General features: G+C 34.5%; 11 protein-coding genes and 1 pseudogene. 3 read left to right on the top strand and 9 right to left on the bottom strand.

From position 1 onward, the window contains the following. Positions 1–28: 28 nt before the first annotated feature. The gene (locus Q9306_RS06430) at positions 29–1,672 is read right to left on the bottom strand and encodes a DUF4430 domain-containing protein (RefSeq protein WP_306196449.1); all 1,644 of its coding nucleotides are present in this window, start codon (positions 1,670–1,672) and stop codon (positions 29–31) included. Positions 1,673–2,062: 390 nt separating this feature from the next. Continuing rightward, a complete protein-coding gene (gene rraA / locus Q9306_RS06435) occupies positions 2,063–2,548 on the bottom strand; it encodes a ribonuclease E activity regulator RraA (RefSeq protein ID WP_306196451.1) in 486 nt (161 codons plus the stop codon). Between the two features lie 270 nt (positions 2,549–2,818). Between rraA and ybaK the strand changes: the two genes are divergently transcribed. Together ybaK and Q9306_RS06445 are read left to right on the top strand one after the other, a co-directional pair. Then, the gene (gene ybaK, locus Q9306_RS06440; RefSeq protein ID WP_306196453.1) at positions 2,819–3,292 is read left to right on the top strand and encodes a Cys-tRNA(Pro) deacylase; all 474 of its coding nucleotides are present in this window, start codon (positions 2,819–2,821) and stop codon (positions 3,290–3,292) included. Positions 3,293–3,885: 593 nt separating this feature from the next. Further along, a complete protein-coding gene (locus Q9306_RS06445; protein WP_306196455.1) occupies positions 3,886–5,184 on the top strand; it encodes a histidine--tRNA ligase in 1,299 nt (432 codons plus the stop codon). A gap of 153 nt (positions 5,185–5,337) precedes the next feature. Here the strand turns inward: Q9306_RS06445 and Q9306_RS06450 are convergent, their stop codons facing one another. The 7 genes and pseudogenes from Q9306_RS06450 to Q9306_RS06480 form a co-directional block, all read right to left on the bottom strand. Next, on the bottom strand, positions 5,338–5,934 hold the full coding sequence (locus tag Q9306_RS06450; RefSeq protein WP_306196457.1) for a hypothetical protein: 597 nt from the start codon (positions 5,932–5,934) through the stop codon (positions 5,338–5,340). Between the two features lie 221 nt (positions 5,935–6,155). Then, positions 6,156–7,811: a putative ABC transporter permease subunit gene (locus Q9306_RS06455; RefSeq protein WP_306196459.1), complete on the bottom strand. Its 1,656-nt coding sequence runs from the start codon at positions 7,809–7,811 to the stop codon at positions 6,156–6,158. Next, positions 7,804–8,529: an ABC transporter ATP-binding protein gene (locus Q9306_RS06460; protein ID WP_306196460.1), complete on the bottom strand. Its 726-nt coding sequence runs from the start codon at positions 8,527–8,529 to the stop codon at positions 7,804–7,806. Before Q9306_RS06460 ends, Q9306_RS06455 begins: the two co-directional genes overlap by 8 nt. A gap of 174 nt (positions 8,530–8,703) precedes the next feature. Then, on the bottom strand, positions 8,704–8,898 hold the full coding sequence (locus tag Q9306_RS06465) for a hypothetical protein (protein ID WP_306196463.1): 195 nt from the start codon (positions 8,896–8,898) through the stop codon (positions 8,704–8,706). A gap of 153 nt (positions 8,899–9,051) precedes the next feature. Next, positions 9,052–10,068 (bottom strand): tyrosine-protein phosphatase, encoded by a 1,017-nt coding sequence (locus tag Q9306_RS06470; RefSeq protein ID WP_306196550.1) that lies wholly within the window; start codon positions 10,066–10,068, stop codon positions 9,052–9,054. A gap of 108 nt (positions 10,069–10,176) precedes the next feature. After that, positions 10,177–11,021: pseudogene (locus tag Q9306_RS06475) on the bottom strand (hypothetical protein). Between the two features lie 49 nt (positions 11,022–11,070). Continuing rightward, positions 11,071–11,823: a GNAT family N-acetyltransferase gene (locus tag Q9306_RS06480; protein ID WP_306196466.1), complete on the bottom strand. Its 753-nt coding sequence runs from the start codon at positions 11,821–11,823 to the stop codon at positions 11,071–11,073. Between the two features lie 175 nt (positions 11,824–11,998). On the opposite strand from Q9306_RS06480, the gene Q9306_RS06485 reads away from it, so the two are divergent. Then, complete coding sequence (locus Q9306_RS06485; RefSeq protein ID WP_306196468.1) at positions 11,999–12,838, top strand: DUF2785 domain-containing protein; 840 nt, start codon at positions 11,999–12,001, stop codon at positions 12,836–12,838. The last annotated feature ends 353 nt before the right edge of the window (positions 12,839–13,191 follow it).

The raw sequence follows: 13,191 nt of genomic DNA on the forward strand, positions 1-13,191 counted from the left end.
TAGGAGCAAATATTTGCTCCTAATTTTGTCAAGCCGCTTTTCTTCTCCATAATACATATGCACCGGTCATACATAATACACCTAGCGCAGCTGATGTAGCAATGTCTCCACCTGACATACCTGTCTCTGGTAAGTAACGATTTTCTACTTTTGTATCTTTTTGTACAGATTGGTTTTCATCATTTACGGCAGAAGATTCACTTGTATTCTTTTGTGGTTCTTCTACTTTAGGCTGTTCATTTGTTGGTTGCTTTGACTCGTCAGTTGGATTATTCCCTTCATTTGTTGACGTTTTTGTCCAATCATAAACAGAGCCTTTACCCGTTAAAAAGTTCTTATATTGCACAAGTGCTAACATCGCTTGCTCCGTTGTCATGCCACTTTCTTCCGTATCAGCTGACAACCATTTAAACCCACCATTTTCTAATTGATAGGATAATAGATTTTGCACCGCATTATAATTATTTTTTGTAAATGTAGCACTCGTTGGATCGATACCAGCTGCTGCAAGCCCAAGTATCGCTTGCGCTACACTGTTAGCATTTTCTACACCACCAGATGAAAATCCACCTTTACCTGTTTGTGTACTAGCTAAATATTTCTTCGCTTTTTCTAACGCTTGTTTTACTTCTGCTTGATCTTGATATGGTGCTAATGCCACAAGAGCCATTCCTGTTACATCAGCATCACCTGGTTCCTCTAAATTCCCCATATACGCCCAGCTACCGTCTGTATGTTGTAATTTTAAAATAGCATTAATTAAGGCGTCACGATTCCATTTTGCATTCGCTGGCACTTCGTATTTTCTTGTATCTAACGCTATTAAACTAAAAATGTAATCTGTAATAGTTTCTGTTTTTTCAAAGTTATATAGCTTTGAAATTAAGTTATTATTAGCAATGTTTGTTGGATCTCCATTTACTGCTGTAACTGCTAAAATGGTACGTGCTAATTCAGTAGAAGAAAATTTATTTTCTTTTTCATCAATACGTTCTACTAACGATTGTAAATAACTTGACTTTGTATCTTTAGAAACTTCTTGGCCTGATTGAGTAAGTCCAATCATGACCCAGTCACCATCGATACCATCTTTCATCATCTTTTGGGCAGTTTTTGTAATCGCTTCATCCACTTTCTTTGTTACATCAACTTTTGTAGGTTCTTGTGGTTTTGGTACATCTGGCTTATCTGTATTTGGCTTTTCCGTATCAGGTTGTTTCTTACATGTACCAAGTTTATCTAACACTTGTTGCAAAGTTTCTTGACTCATATTGTTCCAATTAACAACATAGCGATACGCAACAACATCTCCAGCATTTAATTTATAGCTATCTGCCCCAACCATTGGTGATTGATTATTTACCTCATATGTCCAGCCGCTTGTTGCACCAGCCATTAATCCATCAATACCTTTAATATATACACCATACTTTGTGTTTTCTGCCGTTACTTTATTACCCATTTCTTTTTGCAGTAAACTATAGGCTGTATCTCCATCTTGAATTGCAACTTCTTTTGGACATAGCATAATTCCTTTTTGCGAATCTCCAACAATTGCTAACGTTGCTGTATTCCCTTCAGCAAACGTAATATGTACAGTATTTGCAAAAGACAAGACAACCAATGCAACTGTCATAAATGACGTTACTAACCACTTTTTCATATTCGTCATACTGATGAATCATCCCCTCTCCTATAAATCACATAAAAAATACCCACAATGGCTGCTGCATAAACACGCAGCGAAACAAATATTCAATAAGCGCTTTACATTTCTGTTGCTTCCTTTATATATATTAGGAAACAATAATGTTTTACATCATAGATTTTACGCTATTGCAAATCCATAATGTTACAAAATTCTGTACTATTTTACTATTTATATATTTTTTTGTCTATGATTTCTCATATTTCCTTCTAAAGATTAATAGAATTTTTATACGGCTACTTGTGGGTATTCCCCCTCATGATTGTAAGAAATCCGATAAAGATAGACCTCGTAACAACTCAATAAGGAATGAAAAACATTAATACAAAATTCACTTTATCACCTTATTTTATATCATAACTCATGATGAATTTCTTTTTCACATACAATTACACCATCTTCGTCAACATAAACATAATTTCCCGGAATCCAAGAAACTCCGCCAAAAGACACCGGAATATTTGTTTCTCCCTTCCCTTCTTTCACACTTCGCTTCGGCATCGTCGCAATCGCTAAAATACCGATTTCTATTTTCTGTAAATCGGCACAATCACGAACACATCCATAGATAATGATGCCGGATAAATTCCGCTGCCTTGCTATGTTTGCTAAATTATCACCAAGTAATGCGCAATTGGTTGAACCTTCTCCATCTACAACCAATACCGTTCCTTCTGGTACCATTTCTAGTGCTCTTTTTACGAGTACATTGTCATCTTTAACTTTCACTGTCGCAATTTTCCCATGGAACTGCTTTTTCTTTCCATATGATTGAAATAATGGTTTACATACTCGTACTTCCCTTTCATTGTCATCATAAAGATCACTCGTTCTCCACATCATTTTCCCTCTTCTCTTTTCATAATTTATCCCGCATTAACGGGCAGTAATATTCCCACCTCAAAATTCGGCGAAAGCAAAGAAGTTAGGTGGGAGATAAACTGCCCGTAAAAGCCCGATTGGTTCAACTAATAATCAGTGGGGGATGAAGCCCCCCACTGATTAAAGTTTCACTTTATGTTACATATTCTTGTCCTTTCTTATTTTCCCTGTCTTATTTTGCAAAATTTTGTATACTGAATAGAAGAAATAAAAAAGGAAGTGTGTAACATGAGTAGTAAAACAAATGCTTGTCGTTTATTAGATAAGCACAAAATCGTATATACAGTTCACAAATATGAATGGGATGAGGAAAACTTAGATGCGAAACATGTCGCCGAGCAAGTTCATTTACAATTAGAACAAGTCTTTAAAACGCTCGTCCTTCGCGGTGATAAATCTGGCGTAATTATGGCCTGTATCCCTTCACACAAAGAGCTCAATTTAAAAGCGCTGGCATCTGCAAGTAAAAATAAAAAAGTTGAAATGGTTCCAATGAAAGAAATACTTGGATTAACAGGATACATACGCGGCGGTGTTTCACCGCTTGGTGGAAAGAAAAATTATCCACTCTTTATTGATGAATCTGCTGCAAATCTAGACCCAATTAGTATTAGTGCTGGAAAAAGAGGATTGCAAATTTTCATGAACGGCGCTGACTTAATCAAAATTAGTGACGCAACACCTACCTCCATTACTTCATAACAAAACCTGTCTCAATAGATGAGGCAGGTTTTGTTTATTTAATTTAAAGTTTAACACCTCTTGTTTTATAGAATTATTTCGTAACTACTCAGCTATACCTTTTAGAAATTTAGAAAAGGGTATGATTCTAGTGAAGATGTGTCTCTCTATTACTTATAAATTCATTTTTTGGCATACAGACTGCTGTCATGCAAACAAGGGCAGGGGCCTGCACTTATTGGCTGCTTTTTGCACGTGGCAGGAAAAGGCCCTGACCGCCCCTATGCATCGCCAGTACCTCTCGCCCATTTAAAAAAATGCTTTTCTGTCGGTTTTTCATAAAGTAACTGAGTCGTTACATTATTTCTAAATAAAAAAAGTTTGATAATTCAAATTTTAAGTAGTATACTACTTAAAACGCTATAGGAGAGATTGCTTATGTTTAGAATAGATTGTTCTTTCCAACTTTATCATCATACATAAAGCCTTGTATCCGAAGAATTTTTTCTTCGTGGGTACAGGGTTATTCCTGATTACCCACGAAGCGATTATAAAGCTATGTGGGTATTTTCATACCCACATAGCTTTTTTTATTTCAAAAAGGAGTGATAAGCATGAACTTACAAAATGTAAAAGGTACAAAAGATTATCTACCAGAAGAGCAAATGCTGCGTAATACCATTAAACGGACTTGTGAAGAAATATTTGAGACTTATGGCTGCAAACCACTAGAAACACCTATTTTGAACATGTATGATTTGATGGCTTATAAATACGGTGGAGGATCTGAAATTTTAAAGGAGATGTACACGCTTCAAGATCAAGGGAATCGCGAGCTTGCACTGCGTTATGATTTAACCATTCCCTTTGCAAAGGTTGTCGCTATGAATCCAGAAATTCGCCTTCCTTTTAAACGTTATGAAATTGGGAAAGTATTTCGAAACGGCCCTATTAAACAAGGAAGATTTCGAGAGTTTGTACAGTGTGATGTAGATATTGTTGGCGTTGAATCCGTCTTAGCTGAAGCAGAATTAATGGTAATGGCTCTTGACATTTTTAACAAATTGAACTTAGACGTAACCATTCAATATAATAATCGAAAACTATTAACAGGGTTGTTACAAGCAATTCAAATCCCTGAATCACGAGTACAAGATGTTATTTTATCTGTAGATAAACTTGAGAAAATTGGTATCGATGGTGTAAGAAAAGATTTAATAAACCGAGAGATACAAAGCGAAACGATTGATGTGTTATGTAAGACATTAGAAACATGTATGTCTATGCCACTTTCTGAATTTAATAAAGTGTTTCCTAACCTTCTTGTTAAAGAGGGAGTTGCTGAACTTCAAGAACTTCAGCAATACTTAGGTGCACTAGGAATTCAATCTAATACAATGTTCTCCCCCTTTCTTGCACGAGGGCTCACAATGTATACCGGAACAATTTATGAAGTTTTTTTAACTGATGGCAGTATTACGTCTAGCATTGGTAGCGGTGGACGCTATGATTATATTATTGGTGCATTTCGAAATGATAAAAAATCTTATCCGACAGTTGGAATTTCGTTTGGTTTAGACGTCATTTATACTGCGCTTATCCAAAAAGAACAGGCCTCCTCTTCTATCGATCTCTTTATCATTCCACTTGGAACACAGGCAAGATGTCTAAAAATTGCTCATACATTGCGAACAAATGAAAATTTAAAGATAGAACTTGAACTGGCAGATCGTAAACTAAAACGAGCCCTTAACTATGCAAACAAAGAAAACATTCCGTATGTACTTATTGTCGGTGAAGAAGAAATAAATAATGAATTAGCTGTTTTACGAAACATGAAGGAAGGCACGGAACAAACGATTCCCCTTGCTTCTATTGAAAATGGAACTTTCAAACAATACTTATGTCGTTAAGTAAATCAATCTAGCTAATTTTTAATTTGAAAACTGTATTATATATTTGTTGCAACTAAATCATAAAAAGAGAAACGTACACTGTTGCTACGTTTCTCCTTTTATGACATAGGCTATATATAGGATAAAATTTAATTTCGCATTCATTTTTTATTAAAGCTTATTCAACAATAGATTTAAATCTTGCTTTGTTTTCGTCGTTAACGTCTTTAGCTTCTTTAAATCTTGTTTTTGTTTTCCCATTTCAACAATGAGTGGATATAAATTTTGCTCAATTGTTTTATAATCAGATGCATGCTTTGCTTCAACTTCTTTCTCAACTACATCCCATTTATCAACAAGTTGCTTGCCAAGTTTATTTACAGTTTCTTGCTTTGGAGTTGCTTTCAATTGCTTGTCTACTTCTTCTATTACTTGTACAACTTCTTTTACTCCGCTCTTCATGCTAACATTTTGCTTTCCATTTGTTGATTTTGTTTCATTTGTTCCGTTTTTCTCACTTTTGGTTTGGTCTGCATTTGTTGATTTCGTTTCAGCTTTCCCATCTGCACTTGTTGTTTTCGAATCCTTTTCATCATTTTTACTCGTATTTGTTTGTTCCGCACTTGTTGTTTTCGCTTCTTCTTGTGCGTTTGTTTGTTCCTTTTTACTTTGATTTGCTTGATCTTTTTCTGTTGAGGTACCGCAAGCTGTAATGGAGAGCATCGCTCCAATTGCCAAAGAAGCAATCGATATTTTTTTCAATTTCATAATAAGCCTCCTAAAATTACAATTTCGCCTCCCAAATAGGTTTCTATATGCTTCCAAAAATCCCTTTTTTATAATTATAAAAAATACAAATTTCTCAATAAAACCTTTCAATCGCATGAATCAATTACCCGTTCACCTCGCTGTTTCTATACCCGTACCATCTCAATTTTCCAATAGCAATAAATAATAAATCCTCTGTATAGTAACAGAGGATTTACGTTTTACTTAATATTTGCTAGAATACGTTCAGCACCAAGTTGTAAACTACGAGACACAATAACATTTACAATAGTAAAAATAACTAGGATACTGAAAAACATCCCCCACATTCCAACTCCTAATGAGAAAAATAACGCACATGCTCCCCCAACAGTAAGACCGACTAATAATATATTCACAAAAAAGTTCCAAAGCGTAGTATAACGACTTTTAAACATTTTTTGTTCGGAATCCCAATGAATATCAGCTGTTTGCGCATCCCAGCGTGTGCCAATTAAATTGTTTAACCATAACCCATTTGCACAAAGTAAGAACCAAAGTAAGATAAATACTGGTGACACACCGCCTACAATCATAAGCACTAGACCAAAGACCGCTAAAATAGTAGTATTAATGAGCCAAGCTGTAAATACTTTCGCAAAGAAAATTCCTTCTGCCTTAACTGGTAAATACCGATTGATAAACCACGTACGACCTTCCCTTGAAAAAGATGTTGTCGCAATAACGTTGGACCCCATCAAAAACATACCTGCACAAAAAGCAAGACCAAGCGCAAGACCTGTTGTTTCACTATCATTTATAAATTTATTTATCCAAACCAAGCTCCCGTCTTGCACAAAAATAACAAAGAAAAACATAATTGGCATCACGAAAGTTTGCACAATACAATTAATAAAAAATTGTGGCGTACGAGTCAAAATACGAAACTCTTTTTTCACATATGCTTTCCAATGTGAATTTTGTACGGTAGCTTTATTAAAATTCGCAGAAGAAATCACTTCTTTTTTCGCAGTACTATTTGAAATTCCAATAACTCCTTTTAAATATGTGCGTTCTGCAACATAGAAAAACAATACATAAAATGCTAACGAAATCGCAGCGAAAAGAAGTAAATAGAAAATTCCTTTCCACGAAGTACTTTCTGTTAATGCTATTGCCCCAAAATATGTTGTCGGAAAATAGTTTGTCATTTCAAATAGAAATGAAGACTGATTATTTGTAAGAAAGTCTGCTGCTGATCGCCCAGAAGCAGCACTTCTATTTTTCCATTGTATAAATATATTAATACCGACAATTAGCAATAAAGTAAATAACCCCATAAACATATTACTTCGATCTTTATTTTTTGCGATATTTGTATAACGCATAATGATTGTCATAAGAAGTGAAGCAAGAACTAACGGAATAATTGGGAAAAATGCGTAAACAATTAAAAAGTAAACATAATATGTAATAAATGCACCACTTTGTAATCCATACACAATGAAAATAGGAAATAAAATAAACGAAGCCATTACATATTGTGTAATTAAAACGGTAATAAACTTCGCAGTAATAATGTGGGCTGGCTTAAGTGGTAGTGGTAATAACATTTCAACGTCACCGCTATAGTAAAACACTGTTAAAATTGTTGTAATACTAAACACAAATACCCAGATGCTGCCAACAGCTAATCCCATGCCAAGTAGTACGTTTTCCTGATTAACTTGTTTTAATACGCCATACATACCATTCGCAAGTGGACCTATAAATAAAAATCCAACAAAGAAAAGACCTAATAATGAAAGTAAAGATGAAACACGCTTCTTCTTATCAGTTACCATATCAGCATAGTTCATCTTTAATAATATTTTTGTTAACATCCAAATTTTATTCATTTTCTGTCATCTCCAAGAACATTTTTTCAAGAGATTCATTAGATTCAAAGTGCTCTCGTATTTCTGCTAAATTCCCTTGAAATTGAAGTGTTCCTTTATTAATAATCGCAACTTGATCACATAATTTTTCGGCAACTTCTAACACATGTGTTGAAAAGAACACCGTTTTTCCTTTATCAGCATGTTCACGCATCATTTGTTTTAGTATAAATGCCGATTTTGGATCTAATCCAGTCATTGGTTCGTCTAAAATCCAGACATCTGGATCATGCAAAAGAACTCCAATAATAATAATTTTTTGGCGCATTCCGTGTGAATAACTTTGAATTTGATCAGATAATGCTTCGTACAAACTAAAACGTTCTGCTAGTGTTCGGATCTTTTCTTGACGTACATCTTTCGGAACATCATACATATCCGCCATAAAGTTTAAATACTCAATGCCTTTTAATCGTAAAAACATATCAGGACTGTCAGGAACATACCCAAATAACTTTTTCGCTTCAAGCGGCTCTTTCGCAATGTCTTTTCCATTTACAGAAATCGTCCCACTATCAAGAGAGTGAATACCTGTTATCATCTTAATTGTCGTTGATTTCCCTGCGCCATTGGGGCCTAAAAAGCCAAATATCTCTCCGCTTGGCACTGTTAAATTTAAGTCTTTTACTGCAAATTTACTACCACTATAGCTCTTTGATACATTAATAATTTCAATCATTCATATCCAGCCCTTCTCTTATTTTCCAATAATTACATTTAAATTATAACATAGTATGTTTCTGTATTTTATAACTTTTTAGAATTATCGAACACAACATCTCTTTATCTCACATTAACGAAAATAAGACCTCCTACTGAAGGTCTTACTTTCTTTCTACTACCCTATGTTTCCTTATCCATAAAAATATATATATGAAGCTACCCCAACTGCTAAAACAACCCCTAAAAGTAGATAAATAATTGAAAGTCTCGTAAGATTTCCTTTCGTTGAAGTTCCGTAATTTTCTTCCTCACTTTTCCCAACCATTATCGTCCCCATCACTGTCACTGCTACTATGATTAATACTCCTAATATCCATGCTAACATTTCCCCATCCCTCCCTATATTTCTAATTTTACGTTATTTACACTATCTATAATGTGGATATCTTTGTAATTATTTCAACAATTTTCAAATTAATTATAAAATAAAGAAAATAAAAAAGGTAGAGATTCTAAAAAGCAATCTCTACCTTCTATCTTATTTTTCTTCTAATAATAAATTGCGTAAATTATCTATCTGTTCTTTCGAAAGTCCAATTCCTTTTTCAGCATATTGCCAGGCAGAACCATATACATTGTGAATTTCATCAAATGCCGCTTGCAAATATTCAACTCTCGCTTCAAACATCGCACTTAAAATTTCAATACTTGTTTCATCCTTAAGCTGTGCTCCTAAAAAGACCATCATTTTCTCATTCAACTGTTCGCGAAATCCGTTACTCAATAAATAATCCTGCATGACCGTTTCTTCTGGCACACCTAATAACAGTAATAATAAAGCAGATGCAAAACCAGTTCGATCCTTTCCTGCTGTACAATGGTTTAAAAGTGGTAAGTTGTTTGCGTCTTGTATAAGTTCTAAAAATGTCACAAATGCTTCATTGCCAGTTACGAAATCTCGGTTCATCTTCACTAAATATTCTCCTGGCTTGCCGAGCATTGATAAATCTCCTATATGGAAAAATTCATTAATATTTAAATCTTTCGCTAAATCTTGCATAACTGGTAAGGAAACTTGACGAACATCTTGTATCTCAGGGTTTGGTTTATGTTGCACTTCGAAATCTGTGCGATAATCGCAGACAGTTTTCAATCCCAAATTATGTATATAACGAATATCTTCTTCTGTTAGTCCTGCTAATTCTTCAGAACGGTACAATTTCCCCCATTTCACCACACGGCCATCTTTCGCTTCATACCCGCCTAAATCACGAAAGTTAAACGCACCTTGTAGTGGTAAGCGGCGCTCGGCTACTGTAATTCGCTCTCCTTTATTCGTGACCAATCGAAAATAAACACGCTCTGCTGGATTCGGATCTTCAATTGTAACTGATGAAGCATCTGTTACAATCGTTAATAATTGTCCATTTTCTTCAATACTCTCCGGAGATGTACTCCAATACACCTGCACTGATTCTTCTAAAGTACCCCATTTTATAGATAAAGTGTTATCGTTTTCTCGCTCTACTGTTACATCTAAACCTGTTTGTTTCATGTTCGTTTCCATTCATTCACCTATCACTTTCTCTATCTTTTCTAACCCCTATTTTATACTACATCAATGTAACGCGTCTTACATATTTCATGACATTTTGCAATCAATTTATAAATACAGAGAAAACATTTCTTGTATATCTGTAAAAGATGTACAAGGCATTCCTCGAAAGACATAGGCGATTTGTTCATTCCCCAAATCTTGATATACAACTGTACCTCTTTGTGGATGCACATAGTATTCACAGTTTTCGACTTTTTGCGGGAGCTATAATTTCTTATCCATGAGGATACAGGGTGATAGCAATAATTTGTATGCCGACATGCCCATAGTGTATATAACTGCTCTTTGGCATCCCAATATACATACTGCGTTTCGTTCTCACCAAAACCAACAGACTCTAATTCCCATGAATAAGGAACTAGAAGCGGTAATGCTTCAAATTTCTTTTCTTCAGGAGAACACCATACGGAGCAACGACTAATTTCGCCTCCACCCTTTTCTGTTTGAGCCTGAAAGCTTAGTTGATGAAATGGTAATTTTATTTGTTGTTTTGCTTTCTCTAATTCAAGTGGCTGTAACCCATATAAAAATTCCTCCATCTCATGCTGCTGAATAACTCCATTATCAATAGAAATTTCAATTTGTGTTTTCCACTTAGAAGTGACATAACTATCGCACCCTTTATAATTTACCCCACGCCAATATGTAAGTTTATTATATTGAAAACACACGCCCTGTGCGTGATACAGACAACTATCTGGAAAAGTCGGTTCCATAATATCCAGAAAAAACTGTTTCACTCGAAATATTCCTGTAGGAGTAATCACCTGAAACCAAAGTGATTCCCATTTTTCACTCTCCTGCCGCTGCGATATGTGTTCTACATGCCAGTCTGGAAATAATATTTCCGGATATAACGGAATCATTTTTTTAAATGCTTGTTTTATCATCCAATTCCCCCTTGATTGAGTTCTTCTATACTTCGAGAGGGAACCTCATTTACCCTTTTCTAATCACTCTAGTGTATTTCTCTATCTTTCCTAACTGTATACAGTTGTTGTAAGAAAACACTTGCTTCATAACATCATTCATTTCGTCAGTGCTCCCTACATAATATGAAGCACCAATTTCTTTTAAAATATATAATGCTTTTTCATGAAGCATTGTCCCGTATCGTTTTCCACGCATATTCGGAACAATACCGAGATAAAATAATCTTCCTTCTTCTACCGTACCTGGCTCTATATGCGGCAAAATAACACCTACTGGATCTTCTCCCTGAAGAGCGACTAAACAATGTTCATTCCATCTACCGCCAATTTCTGTTTGAAAAGCATATAATAATTGGTCTATAGATAACGATTCTTTCATATTTAAAGAATCCTGCATAGATTCTAGCCAAATTGTTTTAAATGTGTCTTCGCCTACTTCATCTATTGTTTTCAGTGTAAACGGAACTTCCACATCTGTAACATCAGATAAATCCTTCAGTACCATCACACAACTTTTTTGATGCTGAAATTGCAAACGCTGAAACACCTCTTCATAATGTGTAAAATTTGGACTTTTTGATGAAATAACGAAATGTAAATGTAAAATTCCTTTATCCGTTGCTTTTCCCATCCAATATTGCACAATTTCTGTAACTTGTTCCTTTGTGTAGGAAACTGTATTATTTTCTTCAATTGTAATATAATGCGGTTCTCCTACTAATACTTTAAAATCACGTTCCATATTAACAAATTGATTCATTCTTTAACCTCTTTCTGTATATTTTTTAAAATAACTTGTTTTCGATTGCATGAGCAGGAGTTTTTATGAATATGTAGAATACTAGAAATTTGATGTTTTTATCAAGAAAGGATACATTACCTTTCATTAGTAATTTTTAATCATATCGATAAAGCTAAAATGAGGGGGAGCATCATTGAATACCATTATGCTGCAGCAATTGTTAGAAACGATTCAAAAAAACGGATATTTATTACCTCAAAATATCGATTTAAATCAATTAAGCATACATATGCTAGAGCATATTGGAACGTTAGACAGCTATTTACGAGATCAATTGATTTACTCTACCTTTTCTTACCTCATTTCACGTGATTATTTTCCTGGAGCTCAATTAGAAAAATTACTTATCCTAACTTTAGAAGAACAATATTTATATTGCGGCATCACTTCTAATGATAATGATAGCGTCTTTACGCGTTCTTTCACAACATTATTAATCGCATTAATATTATGCGCAGATAATAAAACAAATTTTTTACCACCAGAAATGATTATTATCGTCAAAGAAAAATTAGTAGATTATATGAACCAAGAAATTGATTTAAGAGGATATGTACACCCTCACGGCTGGGCGCATAGTGTTGCTCATGCAGCCGATACTTTTGATGCCTTGATTCATAATCCAAAACTGCCGCAGCAATATTACGAAGAACTAACTCATTGTCTTTTAAATAAAATATTCGTTTATTCTATAGTGTATCATTTTGATGAAGATGAGCGTATTATTACCCCTCTTCTTTCCATGATATCAAAAGGTTTCTCACAAAAGCAGTTTTTTGAGATTATCCGTATCAAATTAAACTTGCTCCCGCAATATAAAGCAAGACTTCCAGTCAATGATTTTTGTAATCTATGTACAAATATAAAAACGTTCCTACGCAGTTTATATTTTAGAACTGTATCTAATATTCAATTTAGTAATATAACATCTCAAGCAGAAATAATGTTAAAAGAGTTGCCAGCATTCTATTAAGATATATTGGGAAACAATGATTGTGGCAACTATATAAATACGAATTAAAAAACCGACATAAAACCATCTTTTTATAGGTGGGCGAGAGCATCTGTCCATGCATAGAATCGGTCAGTGCCTTTTCCTGCCACATGCGAAGTGAAAACAAAGGGAGAAAGCGAGTGGAAGCTCCTTTTTTTCTGCATAGCAGCAATCTATATGTCGGAAAATCAAAATGAATTCATATATACAAAATACACAGGAAAAAACACTATTTTAAAAAGAGCCGATCATTCTGTTCCCATTTTAGAATAGTTTAGATTAACTCCATACGAAACATACTTACAACTTGACGTATGTAATATAAATAAAAA

Source organism: Bacillus multifaciens (assembly GCF_030756675.1).
Classification (GTDB): Bacteria; Bacillota; Bacilli; order Bacillales; family Bacillaceae_G; genus Bacillus_A; species Bacillus_A multifaciens.